This is a genomic window from Nonomuraea sp. NPDC048901, assembly GCF_040649695.1.
Taxonomy (GTDB): domain Bacteria; phylum Actinomycetota; class Actinomycetes; order Streptosporangiales; family Streptosporangiaceae; genus Nonomuraea.
The window spans coordinates 22,016-36,657 of record NZ_JBEZFW010000027.1 but is presented as its reverse complement, the minus strand read 5'-3'; the positions used below and the strand labels follow the sequence as shown (position 1 = coordinate 36,657).

The window sequence follows — 14,642 nt, the reverse complement described above, 5'->3', positions numbered from 1 at the left end:
TTCACCCGGTTACGGTGGCGGGCGCCGTCGCCGACGAGCTGTGCCGTCGGCTGCTCGCCGACCTGGAAGGCGCAGTGCGGAAGAGGAGCGTGCACGGTGACCTTCAGCGATTTCGATGCCCTCAGCTTCGACTGCTACGGGACCCTCATCGACTGGGAGGCCGGTATCGCGGCCGTCCTGCGTGAGTGGGCCGGCACGCATGGTCTCCGGATGACTGACGAGCAGTTGCTGACGGCGTACGCGACGCACGAGGCGCAGGCCGAGGTCGAGCACCCCGGCGACCTCTACCCCCGCATCCTGGCCCGCGCGATGCGGGGCCTGGGTACGAAGCTCGGCGTGCCGGTCAGCGACGAGGAGGCCGAGCGGCTGGCGGTCTCCGTGCCTGACTGGCCGGCCTTCCCCGACTCGGCGGAGGCGCTCGAGCGGCTCGCGCGCCGGTACAAGCTCATCATCTTGTCCAACGTGGACCGGGCCTCCTTCGCCGGCTCGAACAAGCGCCTCGGCGTCACCTTCACCAGCGTCCTCACCGCTGAGGACATCGGCTCCTACAAGCCGTCTCCCCGCAACTTCGAGGCGCTGATGAGCGAGGCCGGGCGGCTCGGGGTGGCCGACGGCAAGCTGCTGCACGTGGCGCAGAGCCTGTTCCACGACCACGTGCCGGCCAAGGCGGCGGGCCTGCCGACAGTGTGGATCGACCGCCGCCATGACAGCCCGGGCGGGGGAGCGACGCCGGCGCCGTCGGCCGACGTCACCCCGGACTGGACCTTCACGTCCATGGGCGCGTTCGCGGACGCGGTCGATGCCGACAACTCTGTTTGAGGGTACGCGCTCGTAAACAGCCAGAAAGGCCGCCAAAGTTTAAACTAAGAGTTCAACGATACAGTCGAATGCATGACGGCCTTCAGCCGGGACGCCGCCCGTCCCCTCGCCGGCGGCGCCCTCACCGCGCTCCTGTCTCCGGCCACCCGCCTGCTCGGCCTCGGCGAGCCCACCCACGGCGTCGAAGCCTTCCTCGAGCTGCGCAACGAGCTCTTCCTCCACCTCGTCGAGCGCGAGTGCTACCGCTCGATCGCCTTGGAGAGCGACTGTCTCGCGGCCCTGGTCGCCGACGCGTACGTCACCGACGGCACCGCGACCCTCGACGACGCGATGAGCCGCGGCTTCAGCCACGGTTTCGGCGCCTCACCCGCCAACCGTGAGCTCCTGCGCTGGATGCGCGCCTACAACGAGCAGCGTCCCCCGCACGAGCGGCTCCGCTTCTACGGCTTCGACGCCCCGCTGGAGGTGATCGGCGTCGCCAGTCCCCGCCCAGCCCTGACCGCGCTGTACGACTACCTCGCCGCCCACCTCGACCTGGCCTGGAGCCGCGAGACCCTTGACGAACTCCTCGGATCCGACGAGCGCTGGATCGACCGGGGCATCATGGATCCCACCGAGTCCGTCGGCCGCACCCCCGAGGCCAAGGAACTGCGCCTGATCGCCGACGACCTGCGCGTGCTGCTCACCGCGCACGCCCCCCACCTGACGGCCACCACCTCACCCGACGACTGGTGGCGCGCCGACCTGCACGTCCGCACCGCCGCCGGGCTCCTGCGCTATCACGCCGGCCTGGCCGACACCGCGCCCACCCGCCTCGGCACGCTCATGTGCCTGCGCGATGCGATGATGGCCGACAACCTCGACGCCATCGTCCGCCGCGAGGCCCGTCGCGGCCCCACGCTCGCGTTCGCCGGCAACCGCCACCTGCAGCGCGACAAGAGTCACTTGTGGTTCGCGGGTCAGTCGCTCCAGTGGTGGAGCGCGGGCGCCATCATCGGCACCCACCTCGGCGACCAGTACGCCTTCGCCGCCGCCACCTTCGGCACCCGCGACTCCGACGTCCCTCCTCCCGACACCCTAGAAGGACTCCTGTCGACCCTGCCCCACGCCCGCGCCGTCATCGATCCCGGCCGCCTCGCCGCGACCCTCGACCGGAAGCTGACGCCTCGCGTGCCGGCCGACCACACCTACCTGTCTCTTGACCCGGCCGCCATCGACCGGATCGACGCCATCGTGTTCGTCAAGGAAATCTGAGCCACCCATCGTGGCCGCCGTCCCCCGAAGGGGGTGGTTTGTCAGACGACCGCCTCAATCCCTGTGACGGCCTGTCGTGGCTGGGGTCCCTTGATGGGAATGCCCCCTTCGGGGGGAGATAGCCGACCGCCTCAGTGGTGGGTGGGTGTGCCGTCGAGGTGGTGGAGGGCGGCGAGGAGGGGCCAGGTCGACGCGGCCATCTCGTTCGGTGTCCGCGGGCAGCCGCGCTGGAGCCAGTCGGAGGCCACGCCGATGAGCGCGCCGGCGGTGAACGCGGCGGGTACGTCATGCGGGACCTCAGGCGCCGCGACCGGTGACGCGCATGCGGCGAGGTGGATGGTCGCGGTGATCCGGCGGCGTACGTGGTCGATGACGCGCGCGCTGCCCTGCGGCCCCAGCAGGCTGCGATAGAGACCGGCGTACTCGGCGAGGTTGGCGAAGAACGCCGCCAGCGCCTGGACCGGGTCCGGCGCCTCGTCCGCCGTCTCGCAGGCGAGGGCGGGCAGCGACTCGATCAAGTCGTCGACCATGGCGGTGCAGGCGGCCTCGGCCAGCTCGTGTACGTCCCGGTAATGGGAGTAGAAGGCGGAGCGGCTCACCTCGGCCCGCTCGGCGACGTCGGCGACGCTGATCTGCGACAGGTCCCGCTCCTCGGCGAGCTGGATCAGAGTGCGCCGCAGGGCCGCCTGGGTGCGTCGCACGCGCAGGTCGAGCTTCGGGGGATTGCTGTCTCTGGTCGTTGTCACATCCACAACTCTAGCCTACCGTACATGTGTCTTTATTCTTGCATGTGTGCTGTATCTTGCAGATGTCCCGTAAATTTCCCCACTGAGATGGAGACGCCATGACCAAGACTCTCGGCCTCATAGGCACCGGAATGATCGGCGGCACGCTGGCCCGCCTCGCCGTCGCCGCCGGTCTTAACGTCGTTCTGAGCAACTCGCGCGGCCCCGAGACTCTCTCCGATCTCGTGACGGAGCTGGGCGGGCAGGCCCGCGCGGCTACACCGGCCGCGGCCGCCGAGGCGGGTGACCTGGTCGTGGCCACCGTTCCGCTGCACGCCTACGAGCAGCTGCCGGCCGCCGCTCTGGCGGGCAAGATCGTGATCGACACGATGAACTACTACCCGGAGCGCGACGGCCGCATCGCCGAGCTGGACTCCGACGAGCTGACCTCCAGCGCCCTGGTGCAGCGGCACCTGGCCGGCTCACGCCTGGTCAAGGCGTTCAACAACATCGACTTCCACCGCCTGTCCACCAGCGCCCGGCCTGCCGGGGCCGCCGACCGCAGCGCCCTGCCCATCGCGGGTGACGACCCGGCCGCGAAGGCCGAGGTGACCGCGCTGCTGGACGTCCTCGGTTACGACGCGGTGGACGCCGGGTCGCTCGCCGACAGCTGGCGCGTCGAACCGGGCACGCCGGTGTACGTGCAGCCGTACTTCCCGGGGCAGGCGCCTGAGGGGGTCGGCCAGGACGAGGCGTTCCGCTGGTTCTTCGAGACCCCGGGCGTTCCGGTTCCGGCCGCCCGGGTGAAGGAACTGATCGACAGCGCCGTCCGGGGCGTGGCGGGCGGAAAGCTTTCCCCAGGGGCATAACCCGACGCGGCCGGGAGCGGGCTGATGACCTCGGTCACGATGTCGTGGTGACCAGCAGATCTCAGCCCGACCTGGCATGGCCTTTCGGCGTCGGCAGTTTCCACATCGTGTCGCGGGCAAAGCGGGCGAGGAGGCGTTTGAGCGTGTCCACGTCCTCGTCGCTCCAGTCCGCCAGGAGCGACTCAAGGTCCTGCTGGACGCACTCCATGATCCGCTCCCCGATCTCCCGTCCGCGGGGAGTGAGGGCGAGCAGCACGCTGCGTTCGTCCGACGGCTCGCGAACACGCACGATGAGGCCGGCGTCGTGCAGGCGATGGGCGATCTTGGTGAGATTGGCCCGTCCTGTTCCGAGGGCCAGCGCGAGGTCACTGGGGCGCATCGCTCCCCGGTAGCTGAGCTGGTTCACGACGAGGAACATCGGCAAATCGTTGACGGGGAATTCGACGGCGGCCATGAGCGCCAGCCGAACCGCGTGACTGTCCGCCCAGTGGATGATCGAGGAGAGGGAGACGCGCGGATCGAGGAGGTCCGGGGCGATGACGGAGGACAGGTCGATGTCCTGATCGTCCAGCTCGTGGCGTTGCGCCCGCGTCACGATGTGCCTCCCCTCTCCCGTTGTATCCCCGGAACCCTACTGCCGGTCGGTCAGGCGGGCGACCGGATGCCGAGGCGCCCCGCGCGTCCGGTCGCCCGCCCGCCCGACCCAGCCCGCCGCCCGCCCTCCCGGCTGGTTCAGTTCGCCGTCGCTTCGCGCAGTAGCAGCAGTCGCACCGGTCCGAGCAGGCCGTGGTCGTGTACCTCGGTCCGCTGCGTCCCAGCGCCTCCGGCGAGCTGCGCGGCGATGTCGGGAATCGAGTCGTAGTAGCCGCGGGCGAGCAGCCGGTTGTTCAGTGAGCTCGACACCCGGACCGTCACCGTGTTCTCCCCGGGCCGCAGGTCGGAGGTGACATCCACGGTCGGGCGGGAGGTGTCGAAGCCCTTGACCGGGCCCTCGTTGACCTGGACGGAGCCGAGACCGCCCGCCGTCGACCCGAGGTCGAGCACATACCTGGCTCCCGCGACAGGCGCGTCCTCGAAGGTGAACGTCGCGTCGTATGCTCCGACGCCGCTGACCTCGGGACCGACCTCGGGGAGGTCCTTCCACGGGCGGAGCGGGCCGTGGCCGCCGTCGAGGCTGGTGATCGCGGTGGTGGGCCGTACCTCCCGGGTCTCGTAGCCGAGTCCGCGGTCCTCGCTGATCACCTCGAGCTCGCCGGCGTCCCAGCTCTCGACCGTGGTCGTCCACTCCGCGATCTCCTGGAGGAGGCGCGGCTCGACGGGCTCGGAGCTCGCCGGCTCCCGCGCCGAGCGGTCGATCGTGAACAGCGCGGTCTCCCCGGGCGCCAAGCTCACGGTGATGATCGTTCGCCCCGCTTCGTGCCGGATGCCGGGGTGCGGGTGGATGTCGCCGGTCCAGGGGTCGATCCGGTGCGCGGTCCCGGTGCCGGGCAGGGCGATCTCGGCCGTGGTCGGCTCGCCGGTCTCGTACAGGAAGTGGTACAGGTACAGGTGCAGCAGGTCGCCGTCCTCACGCAGGTGGCTGAGCAGGCTGCGGTTCTCTCCGATGAACTCGGCGCGTCCGGCGATGCCGAGCTCGCGCAGCGCCTCGACGGTGCCGGCCGGGTCGTTCACCTCGGCGACGGTCGGCAGCGCGCGAAGTCGCGCCATCGTCTGGGCGAGCTCCTCGTCGCGGCCGTCGAGTCCCGGGGTGCGGGCGGCGGCTCGGGGGTGGGTGGTGTACTGGCCGGCCGTGAGCCACTTGAGCTCGGTGGCGCCGTTGACGATGAGCAGCTTCAGCCCCTGCCGCGCCCACTCCAGGAGCTTGACCGCCACGTCCGGGTCGAGCGTGTCCTGATAGACGACGAGCGCCTGGTAGCCCGGGCCGTGCGGTTGCACGATCCCGTCCGCGAACGACACCTCCTCGCGCAGCAGCAGTGACCCGTCGAAGAACTCGTAGGTCCACCCGGCGTCCTGCATGCTCAGGTCCCGCCACCAGTGGTTGTCCCGGTCGCGCATCCACATGCGCCCGTAGGCGTCCTCGTCCGGGATCCGCCGACCGTCCTGGTCGAGGAGGGCCACCCCTGAGGTGTTGTCGGTGAAGTGGTCGGTACGGAGGATCCCCACGTCGATCCGCGGCCGGCCCTGCCGCAGGACGCACTGGTAGCGGCCGATCGCCTTGTTCCACAGCGGGTAGAACTCCGCCGCGGGCTGACGCGTGTCGAACCGCTCGGAGAACATCGGCCACATGCCCTCATGTCCCGGCCAATGGGTGACGCCCTCCGCGCCCGCGGTGCTCGCCCAGCCGTGCAGCACGGTCTTGGTGATCCCCGCCGCCAGCTGGGTGGCGATGATCTGGTCGTAGAAGCGGTGGTCGAGCATGTGGTTGCGGGTGGTCGCGCCGGTCTCGGAGGAGTACTGCTTGCCGAACAGGTGAGCCGGCCCGGCCAGCAAGCGATAGGCGTCGATCTGCGCGGCGAACTCCAGCGACTCCGTCTCGATGCCGTCGACCTCAGGTCCCGGGCGCGTGAGCTCGAACGGCAGTCCGTAGCTGATCTCGGCGCGGAGCGAAATCCCGTTGTCGTGCAGGAACGCGGCGAAGGGGCGCAGCATGTTCTCGATGTAGAGGTCGGTGAGCGTACGCACGTAGTCGAAGCGCACCTTCTCGACGGTGACGCGGTGCTCCTCGCGTACGTCGTTGTGGTAGGTCGTGCTGACAGCCATGAAGGGCGCGGACCGGATCAGGAAGGGCAGCCAGCGGGTGAGGTCGTACCCGCGACGGGCGCGGAACTCCCGGGCGACGGTGCGCCCCCAGAACATGCCACCGGCGCCGTAGACGGACAGTTCGAGGGAGTCCATGTACATCTGCGCGCGCGGGTTGCGGCTGATCTGCTCGCGCAGCTCCGGCGTGAGGACGACCGAGTCCCAGTAGTCGATGACCGCGTCGACTCCGTCCCGGTCCAGGTAGTTGACGGTGTAGTTGACCGACGCCGAGGGCGAGGCGGTCTGCCCGGTGCCGTGCATCCAGAAGACGAAGAGCCGCCAGTCGCCGTCGGCGGGCGCGCTCCAGTCCAGCGCCTCGTCCCGCACCTGGTCGGAGAGGTCGACGACGGAGTCGAGGTCGAGGATCGCGCCCGTCGCGCTGGTCTCCAGCAGGCGGGCGGCCACGACGGCCACCAGGTGCTGCTCGGTGATCTTGCCGCGGTGGCCGGGAATGTGCAGCGTCGGCGGCTCGGCGTCCAGGTCGACGCGCGGCAGCGCCCCGCTGCGGGAGCCCGAGGGGACGAGGTCCTCGAACACCACGTCGAGCTCCTGGGCCGCGGCCGGGTCGTCGGGGGTGATCGTGGGGAGGTTCGCGTTCGACCAGTTCGTGCCGGAGGTGAAGCTCACCGACATGTTCCGTTTAGTGGTCTCCTCGACGACCACCTGGGAGTCGTGCACCCATTCCTCCGCGCCCCAGCCGTAGCGGGAGTGGTCGATGGCGCCCTCGTCCATCGCGAGGAACTCCATCCCGCCGAAACCCAGCCGGTGCGCGGTGTCTATCTCGCGGACCAGCGTCTCGTCGGTGTGCAGCCCCTCCGCCAGCCACCAGCGCAGCTCGGGCCGGAACTCGATCGACGGGTCGGCGATCATGCGGGCGAGGTCGTCAAGTGACACGCGTTTCTCCCTGAACGTCAATGGGCGGCCCTGAGGGTGCCCGCCGGACCGACACTAAGGCGCGCGACAGCAGAAAACAATGTCGTGAGGAAACAATAAATTGTCCTGAGGAAACTGGTGAGCCCTCGCGTACACCTGGGAACAACGGGTCGACAGCGTCGCGGCTTCGCGGCAAGCTTGAGATCATGCGCAAGCTGGCCGGCCAGATCGGGCTGAGCGCCCACGGCACGCTGCCCTGACGGTCGGCGCGGTGGTGACGTTCCCGCTGATCACGGGCGGTGCCGCCGCGACGGTCCGGGTCGGGTTCGAGCGCGACACCGACGACTGGGTCATCCTGTACGGCCCGCAGGTCGCCCAGGCCGAGGTGACGACGAGCATGGCGTACGAGGGCCGCCACAGCCTCCTGGTCACGGGGGTCATGGTGTTGTCGTCACCGCCCGCGAACCCGAGCCGGTTCAGGGTCGCGAAGAAGGTGTCCCAGTCGACCTCTCCCCGCCCGATGTCCAGGTGCTGGTGCACCGAGCCGTGGAGACGGGCGGGAACCCGTCGTCCTTCCCGGCGGTCTCACCGAGCGTCAGGGGGCGGCGGCGCTGAAGCGCCTCCGCACAGATGTCACGGCGGCCATCGGCCCGTGGGGGTCACACGACGGCGACGGCGTCGATCTCGACGAGGAACCCGGGGCCCAGGCCGGCGACGACGTGGACTGTGATGGCCGGCGGTGGGTCGGCCCGGTTCCACACCTCCTGGAAGGCGGCAACGCCCTCGTCGAAGGTGTGGCCGTCCACCACCGCGATGCGCCAGTGCACGATGTTCGCCAGGCTCGCCCCCTCGCTCTCCAAGATGGTCGTGAGGTTGCGGAACACCTGCCTGGCCTGCTCCCCGACCGTGGGACCGACGACCTTGCCGTCGGCGCCGACGCCGTTCTGCCCGCCGATGTAGATCGTCTTGGCCGGCTGTTCGACCACGACGGCCTGGCTGAAGGCCGGACTGCGGTGGAGTCCCTCGGGGTTGATGTGCCGTGTGCTCATGTGTCGCTCTCCTCGGACGCTGACACCAGTAATAGTGGTTTCGTACGACACCAGTTATAGTGGTTTCATGCGCGCGAGCACAACCGGCCGGATGCTGCACGACCCCAAGGGAGGGTCGTTCTGGTTCGACGCCGGCGCGGTCTGCCTGGACTTCGCCCACACGGGCGGCGAGGGCCGTTACGCGGTGTTCGAAACCCTGCACCAGCCTGCCGACCTCGGCGAATGGCTGGCCGAGCCGCCACTGGCCGCGGTCATGACGGTCCCCGTGACGGTCCGCGAGCTGGCCGCGGCCAAGGCCCTCCGCCAGGCGATCTGGGACGCGGCGCACGCCCAGGCCGCGCGTCGCCCTCTCCCCGCCGAGGCGGTCACGACCATCAACCGGGCCGCGGCCGAAGCACCGCTGATCCCCGAGCTGATCCCCGAGCCGGTCCACGAGCTGGACTCCGCGCCGGTCCACGAGCCGGTCCACGAGCCGGTCCACGAGCCGGTCTCCGCGCCGGTCGCCGGAGGCGCGACCGCGGGGTGGGTGTCGCCCGTGCGGGCGACGCAAGCGCTGTCGACGCTGGCGCGGGAGATGATCGAGCTGCTGTCCGGGCCGCTCTCCGAGCGCATCCGCGAGTGCGCGAGCGACGACTGCCCGCTCGTGTTCGTCGACTCCTCCCGCCCCGGAGCCCGGCGCTGGTGCGCGATGGAGCGCTGCGGCAACCGCCACAAGCTCCGGGCGCACCGCGCCCGGCGCACCACGGAGCCGGATGGCGGCTGATGCCGCCATCCGGCCCGTGGAAGGTTACTCAGCGGGTTTTACGGCTTGCGCACGCCCGTTCTCAGGGCATGCCGAAGAGGAGAACAGCCGCGTAGTAGACTGCCGCGATCTTCCTGCAGGCGCCCCGCACCAGGAAGAAGTAGCCCCCGCACACCTTGTCCTTCAAGGTGATGTAGAAGCGGGTGTCCACGTCGGCCTTCCGCCTGAGAGTGCGGTCGAGGTAGTACTTGTAGTGCTTCTTCTGGTTGGTCATCAGGCCGTACCCGTAGTCGTGGGAGTCACAGGCCGGTCGGAAGTCGAACCCGGCGGGGCGGTCCGCTCCCGGCTTCGTGCAGTGGTCGTAGTCGATGCCCCTGACCTTGAAGCCGCTGGCGGTCCGCTTCCAGCTCGGCTTCCGCCATTTGCCGCCATGGAATGCCCAGGCCGAGCAGCCCGACTTCGTGTACCACATCCAGGTCTTGGCCGTGTCGCACTTCTTCGGGTAGGACTGCGGGGGGTCCACGCCGTCCGGCAGGAAGTCACTGGCCGGCGGCTCGGTGGCGTTGGGGTCGTCGAGTCCGGCCGCGCCCTCGGTCGTCCCGCCGTTGGCCGGCATGTCGGTGTCGGTGGCGGTCACCTGGGGAGCGGCGACGCCCGCCGGGAAGGACAGCTGCCAGCCGCCGTTGCTGGCGGACTCGATCGACGACAGGCGTCCCACCGGGTCGTAGGCGTAGGTCCCCTGGGTGGCGCCGACGCTGGGGTCGGTCACGGTGCGCAGCAGGCCGTTCGGGTCGTAGGAGTAGCTGGCCTCGGTCTGCGGCGCCTGGGTTCCGTACGCGACGGTGACCTCCTTGAGCCGGCCCGCGAAGTCGCCGAAGGAGGTGCCGGCGGCCGTGGTGGCCGTGGCGTAGGTGAACTTGGTGACCGACGCGGGGTTCTCGCCACGGGCCGGTTCCTTGACGGTGCTGACCCGGGCCTGGGCGTCGTAGGTGATCGTGGACTTGCCGAGGGCGGCGGTGCCGACGCTGGTCACGCGCCAGGGGTCGGCGCTCGGCGCCCCGGCCGACCGTGACCAGACGTAGGTGAGCTGGAGGTCGGCGGCGCTGATGGGGGTGCCGTCGGGGTAGGTCATGGGCTCGGCGCCCGGGTTCAGGGGACCCAAATCCGTTACGTACGTCTCGGTCGTCGTGGTGCGCATCGCGCCGACGGCCGCGTCCCACTTGGTGGTTTCGGTGATCTTGGATCCGTCGGCGGCCTCGTACGTCTGGATGCCGCCGCCGTCAGGGGTGGAGACGCTGCTCTTCAGGGGGTAGCTGGTCGAGGTCCCTTCGTCGAGTTCCGTGACGACGAGGGTGCCGTTCTGGTTCTCCAGTTTCCGGTTGATCTCCCCACCGGCGAACTCGGCCTGCCAGCTCGGCCCGAAGACGCCCAGCTCAGGGCGAGTGGACGGGGCCGACTGCGGCCGGGCCAGATCGCCACCGGCCAGAGCCACACCGTGCTTACGGCTGATCGCGCCCGCGGACACGTCCAGCTCGGTGAGTTTGAAGGTTTTGGTGTCGGCGGAGTACTGGCCGGGGCCGATCTCCTGCACGTCGGCAGGCGGCGGGTCGGCGAGCACCGCGACGGAGGCCTTCGAGGTGACCGTGGCGGCGGAGACCTCGGGGGCGAGGAAGGGGAGGAGCATCGCCGTGACGGCGACGGGGAGCGCTAATCGGCGCAAGTGGTGCCTCCAGGAAAAGAGAAAAAGTGATTTGATCACCTGGAGGATAAGTGCTAATAAATCGCTTTGACAAGAGCTTGACTATTTCGCAGGACGATGTTCAAATCGCCCATGGAGCTATAGCTTGGAGGTGATTCATTCATGCGTTTGCGCAGGTCGGCGGTCTGTATGGTGAGTTTATAGCGAATTTATGGCGATACTGTGGCGGCTTCGACAATAATGACTTGACTTTGGTTATTGGCAATTGTGCTGTCGCGTCACCAGGGATCGCGGCGGCGTCGTTCCATCGTCTCGTCGTGGGCCGATCGCGGCGGTAGGTCGAGGGGCTCCGGGTCGGACAGGACGAAGATCTCGAACAGGATGCCGCACACCACAAGGATGGCCACCACGGCGATGAACACATACGGCAGCGATTCAGGTACGAAGATCACCACCGTCAGAGCGACGAACCCGAGGATCAGAACCGCCACGAAGGCGAGGGCGAGCTGCCGCAGCCTCTTCTTCACACATCCTCCCGATCAGAGCAGGTAAGGGGAACGCTCAACTGCTTCGACGGCGCAGGCGACGCCGAAAGCGTTGAGCGCTTTCTTGACGTATTCGTCGGGAACCACCGCTGCGGATTCCGGATAAATCATGAATCCGGCGAGCTTGCGGATTCCGCCGCCGAGATGCCGAGGGCGGACAGGAACGCCGCGGCGACGGGGGAGGGCTGGAAGCGGCTCCAGATGAGGTGCTCCATGCGGGCGGGAGCGTCGCGAAGCTGGAGGATGGGCAGATCGGGGAGTTCGGCCACGAAGGCGGCGGGCAGCATCCCGATGCCCAGGCCCTGCCGGACCAGGCGGGCGATGAAGTCCACGGTCGTCACCTCGAAGGCGACCTCGCGCCTTACCCCGGCCGCCGCGAACGCCTCATCCGACTGGGCCCGCGCGGCGGTGCCCACGGGGAAGTCGACGAACGGTTCGTCCGACAGCTGGTGCAGGTCCACACACTGCTCGTCCGCCAGCGGGTGATCGGGCGCGACCAGGGCGACGAGGTCGCCGCGCGCCAGTTCGCGGCCGCGGACTCCCTTGGGGCGCACGCCCAGGGGAAGCCCCAGGAAGGCGACGTCCAGGGTGCCCTGGCTCACCCCTTCGATGAGATCCTCGCTCGCGCCCGAGCGGAGGCTGATCCGTACCTGCCGATGCCGCAGGTGGAACTCCTTCAGCGCGGCCGGCAGATCGACCGCCGCGACCGTGGGGATGGCGCCGATGGCGAGCCGGCCGCGGATCTCGCCGGCGGCGGCCGCCACCTCGGCGCGGGCGCGTTCGGCGGCGTCGAGAGCCTGGCGGGCCGCAGGCAGGAACGCCGCGCCGGCGGGGGTCAGCCGGACCCGGCGGCTGGTGCGCTCGAACAGCTTGGCACCCAGCTCACGTTCCAGGCGGGCGATCTGGTGGCTCAGCGCGGACTGGACGACCAGGCACTGCTCGGCGGCGCGGGTGAAGTTGCTCGTCTCCGCGACCGCGACGACGTAGCGCATCTGCTGCAGTTCCATGGATCAATCGTGATACGCGATCGGTCCGATGACAAACATGCGTTGGACTCATTGATCCCCTGTCGCTCAAGGTGGGGGCATGATGGTGATGAGACCTCACAACACGGACGGCGGCCTGTCGCGCGGGCTGCTCCTGCTCATGTCGGTGGCGACCGGGCTGGCCGTCGCGGGCAACTACTTCGCGCAGCCGCTGCTCGACCTGATCGGCCGGGAGCTGGGGATCGGGTCATCGCGGGCGGCGCTGTTGGTGACGGCCGCGCAGATCGGGTACGCACTGGGGCTGGTCCTGCTGGTGCCGCTCGGCGACCTGGTGGAGCGGCGGCGGCTCGCCATGTCGCTCTACGGGGCGACCGCGGTGTTCCTGCTGGTCTCGGCCACCGCCCCCAACGGCATGGTCCTCCTGGTCAGTACGGCCCTCACCGCGCTGACCTCGGTGGGAGCGCAGGTCGTGGTGCCGTTCGCGGCGACGCTGGCGGCCCCGGCCGAGCGTGGCCGGGTGGTCGGCACGGTGATGACCGGGCTGATGCTCGGCCTGTTGCTGGCACGTACGGCGTCCGGAGCATTGTCGGAGCTGGGCGGCTGGCGGACGGTCTACTGGGTGACCGCGATCCTGATGGCGTTGATGGCCGTGCTGCTGCGCGCCTTCCTGCCCCGGCTCGGCGGAGACAGCGGCGATGGCCGGGACGGCGGAGGTGGCGGACGCCAGTCTTATGTCGGTCTGCTGCGCTCGACGGCGGCGATGTTCCGGTACGAGCCGTTGCTGCGATGGCGGGCGGGTATCGGCGCCTTGAGCCTCGCCTCGTTCAGCGTGCTGTGGACGGCGCTGACCTTCCTGCTGGCGGGCTCGCCGTACGGCTGGTCGGAGTCGGCCATCGGCCTGTTCGGGCTGGCCGGTGTCGTGGGCGCGCTGACCGCCACGGTGGCCGGGCGGCTGGCCGACCGCGGGTACGTACAGATCGTTTCCGGCGCCGGGACGGTCCTGCTGGTGGCGTCCTGGCCGGCGCTCGCGGCCGGGGCGCACTCGCTGGTCTTGCTGCTCGTCGGCGTGATCGTGCTGGATCTGGCCCATCAGGCGGTGCTCAACAGCAGCCAGAACGTCCTGTACGCGCTCCGGCCCGAGGCCCGCAACCGGATCAACTCCGCCTTCATGACCTCCCTGTTCGTCGGCGGCGCGGTGGGGTCCGCGCTGGCCTCGGCGGTCTGGGCGAACAGCGGCTGGACCGGCGTGTGCGTCCTGGGCGCCACCCTCTCGGCCGGGACCCTCGTGCTCTGGCTTCTGGAGCGCGTCACCGTTGCCCGGGCGACAGGCAAGCCAACGAAGGACGTCCGCAACCTCGTCCGTACCTCCACCAAGGGAGAATGAGCATGTCGCGTACCGTACTGATCACCGGCGCCACCGGAACCGTGTCCACCGCGCTGATCAACGCGCTGGAAGGCGCCGATGTGAGACTCCGGGCTCTCGTCCGCGAAGAGTTCAAGGCGGCCGGCCCGCGCGAGCGGGGCGCCGAGGTCTTCGTCGGTGACCTCGACGACGCCCGGTCGCTGCCGCCCGCCTTCGAGGGCGTGCAGGACGTGTGGCTGCTCACCCCGAACGGGCCGCGCGCTCCGGAGCACAACATGAACGCCGTGTGGGCCGCCCGACAGGCCGGTGTGGAGCGCGTCGTGCGCCTGTCCGTCGTCGGCGCGGCACACGACGCGCCGAACCGCAGCGGTAGGCTGCACGCGCTGTCGGACCGGGAGACCGAACGGTGCGGCATGCGCTGGACGATCCTGCGTCCCCACTGGTTCATGCAGAACCTGCTGAACGAGGCGGGCGACCTCGCCGCCACCGGCACGTTCTCGCTGAACATGGCGGCGGCGCGGGTCGGCATGATCGACGCACGCGACATCGCCGAGTGCGCGGCCCGCGTGCTCCTCGACGACCCGGATCGCCACCACGGCCAGACGTACACCCTCACCGGCCCGCGCTCGCTGACGTTCGACGAGGTCGCCGGCCACTTGAGCCTCGCTCTCGGCAGATCCATCACGCACGTGCCGGTCAGCGACGACGCCAAGCGCAAGACACTGCTCGGCTACGGCGTTCCGCAGTGGATCGTCGACATGCTGGAGGAGTACGCGCGGGCGTATGAATCCGGCTGGGGAGACTTCACCACCGATACGGTCGCCGACCTTCTCGGGCGCCCGCCGCGCGACGTCGCCGACTTCGCCCGCGACCACGCCGCCGCGTTCGCCCCGGCCGTCGACAACTGAAGGCATCAGAC

At 69.6% G+C, this 14,642-nt stretch carries 14 protein-coding genes; 6 read left to right on the top strand and 8 right to left on the bottom strand.

Annotation, left to right across the window (positions count from 1 at the left end):
* The first annotated feature begins 96 nt into the window (after positions 1-96).
* A complete protein-coding gene (locus tag AB0C30_RS52430) occupies positions 97-819 on the top strand; it encodes a haloacid dehalogenase type II (protein ID WP_357958687.1) in 723 nt (240 codons plus the stop codon).
* A gap of 72 nt (positions 820-891) precedes the next feature.
* The gene (locus AB0C30_RS52425) at positions 892-2,073 is read left to right on the top strand and encodes an erythromycin esterase family protein (RefSeq protein ID WP_357958684.1); all 1,182 of its coding nucleotides are present in this window, start codon (positions 892-894) and stop codon (positions 2,071-2,073) included.
* Between the two features lie 131 nt (positions 2,074-2,204).
* Here the strand turns inward: AB0C30_RS52425 and AB0C30_RS52420 are convergent, their stop codons facing one another.
* Positions 2,205-2,819, bottom strand: a complete 615-nt coding sequence (locus AB0C30_RS52420) for a TetR/AcrR family transcriptional regulator (RefSeq protein ID WP_357958682.1) — start codon at positions 2,817-2,819, stop codon at positions 2,205-2,207.
* A 98-nt stretch (positions 2,820-2,917) separates the two neighbouring features.
* On the opposite strand from AB0C30_RS52420, the gene AB0C30_RS52415 reads away from it, so the two are divergent.
* The gene (locus AB0C30_RS52415) at positions 2,918-3,667 is read left to right on the top strand and encodes an NAD(P)-binding domain-containing protein (protein ID WP_357958679.1); all 750 of its coding nucleotides are present in this window, start codon (positions 2,918-2,920) and stop codon (positions 3,665-3,667) included.
* Positions 3,668-3,728: 61 nt separating this feature from the next.
* Here AB0C30_RS52415 and AB0C30_RS52410 read toward each other — a convergent pair whose 3' ends face one another.
* The 4 genes from AB0C30_RS52410 to AB0C30_RS52395 all read right to left on the bottom strand — a co-directional run bounded on the left by AB0C30_RS52410 (position 3,729) and on the right by AB0C30_RS52395 (position 8,388).
* A complete protein-coding gene (locus AB0C30_RS52410; RefSeq protein WP_357958677.1) occupies positions 3,729-4,262 on the bottom strand; it encodes a MarR family transcriptional regulator in 534 nt (177 codons plus the stop codon).
* A gap of 137 nt (positions 4,263-4,399) precedes the next feature.
* Positions 4,400-7,360, bottom strand: a complete 2,961-nt coding sequence (locus AB0C30_RS52405) for a glycosyl hydrolase (RefSeq protein ID WP_357958674.1) — start codon at positions 7,358-7,360, stop codon at positions 4,400-4,402.
* 183 nt (positions 7,361-7,543) lie between these two features.
* Complete coding sequence (locus tag AB0C30_RS52400) at positions 7,544-7,879, bottom strand: hypothetical protein (RefSeq protein WP_357958671.1); 336 nt, start codon at positions 7,877-7,879, stop codon at positions 7,544-7,546.
* 119 nt (positions 7,880-7,998) lie between these two features.
* Entirely contained in the window at positions 7,999-8,388 is a 390-nt protein-coding gene (locus AB0C30_RS52395) for a RidA family protein (protein WP_357958668.1), read from the bottom strand.
* A gap of 67 nt (positions 8,389-8,455) precedes the next feature.
* Between AB0C30_RS52395 and AB0C30_RS52390 the strand changes: the two genes are divergently transcribed.
* Positions 8,456-9,151 carry a CGNR zinc finger domain-containing protein gene (locus AB0C30_RS52390; protein WP_357958664.1) on the top strand — a complete coding sequence of 232 codons (696 nt, stop codon included), beginning with the start codon at positions 8,456-8,458 and terminating at the stop codon, positions 9,149-9,151.
* Positions 9,152-9,212: 61 nt separating this feature from the next.
* Here the strand turns inward: AB0C30_RS52390 and AB0C30_RS52385 are convergent, their stop codons facing one another.
* The 3 genes from AB0C30_RS52385 to AB0C30_RS52375 all read right to left on the bottom strand — a co-directional run bounded on the left by AB0C30_RS52385 (position 9,213) and on the right by AB0C30_RS52375 (position 12,381).
* A complete protein-coding gene (locus AB0C30_RS52385) occupies positions 9,213-10,850 on the bottom strand; it encodes a phospholipase A2 (protein WP_357958661.1) in 1,638 nt (545 codons plus the stop codon).
* 257 nt (positions 10,851-11,107) lie between these two features.
* Positions 11,108-11,356 (bottom strand): hypothetical protein, encoded by a 249-nt coding sequence (locus tag AB0C30_RS52380; RefSeq protein ID WP_357958658.1) that lies wholly within the window; start codon positions 11,354-11,356, stop codon positions 11,108-11,110.
* 125 nt (positions 11,357-11,481) lie between these two features.
* Positions 11,482-12,381 carry a LysR family transcriptional regulator gene (locus AB0C30_RS52375; RefSeq protein ID WP_357958655.1) on the bottom strand — a complete coding sequence of 300 codons (900 nt, stop codon included), beginning with the start codon at positions 12,379-12,381 and terminating at the stop codon, positions 11,482-11,484.
* Between the two features lie 79 nt (positions 12,382-12,460).
* Between AB0C30_RS52375 and AB0C30_RS52370 the strand changes: the two genes are divergently transcribed.
* A complete protein-coding gene (locus tag AB0C30_RS52370; protein ID WP_357958652.1) occupies positions 12,461-13,744 on the top strand; it encodes an MFS transporter in 1,284 nt (427 codons plus the stop codon).
* Between the two features lie 2 nt (positions 13,745-13,746).
* The gene (locus tag AB0C30_RS52365; protein WP_357958649.1) at positions 13,747-14,631 is read left to right on the top strand and encodes an SDR family oxidoreductase; all 885 of its coding nucleotides are present in this window, start codon (positions 13,747-13,749) and stop codon (positions 14,629-14,631) included.
* Positions 14,632-14,642 lie beyond the last annotated feature (11 nt).

Coding starts and splice junctions, on each gene's coding strand:
- AB0C30_RS52425 (WP_357958684.1), top strand. CDS start 892: ATGACGGCCTTCAGCCGGGACGCCGCCCGTCCCCTCGCCGGCGGCGCC.
- AB0C30_RS52415 (WP_357958679.1), top strand. CDS start 2,918: ATGACCAAGACTCTCGGCCTCATAGGCACCGGAATGATCGGCGGCACG.
- AB0C30_RS52395 (WP_357958668.1), bottom strand. CDS start 8,388: ATGAGCACACGGCACATCAACCCCGAGGGACTCCACCGCAGTCCGGCC.
- AB0C30_RS52390 (WP_357958664.1), top strand. CDS start 8,456: ATGCGCGCGAGCACAACCGGCCGGATGCTGCACGACCCCAAGGGAGGG.
- AB0C30_RS52375 (WP_357958655.1), bottom strand. CDS start 12,381: ATGGAACTGCAGCAGATGCGCTACGTCGTCGCGGTCGCGGAGACGAGC.
- AB0C30_RS52370 (WP_357958652.1), top strand. CDS start 12,461: ATGATGGTGATGAGACCTCACAACACGGACGGCGGCCTGTCGCGCGGG.
- AB0C30_RS52365 (WP_357958649.1), top strand. CDS start 13,747: ATGTCGCGTACCGTACTGATCACCGGCGCCACCGGAACCGTGTCCACC.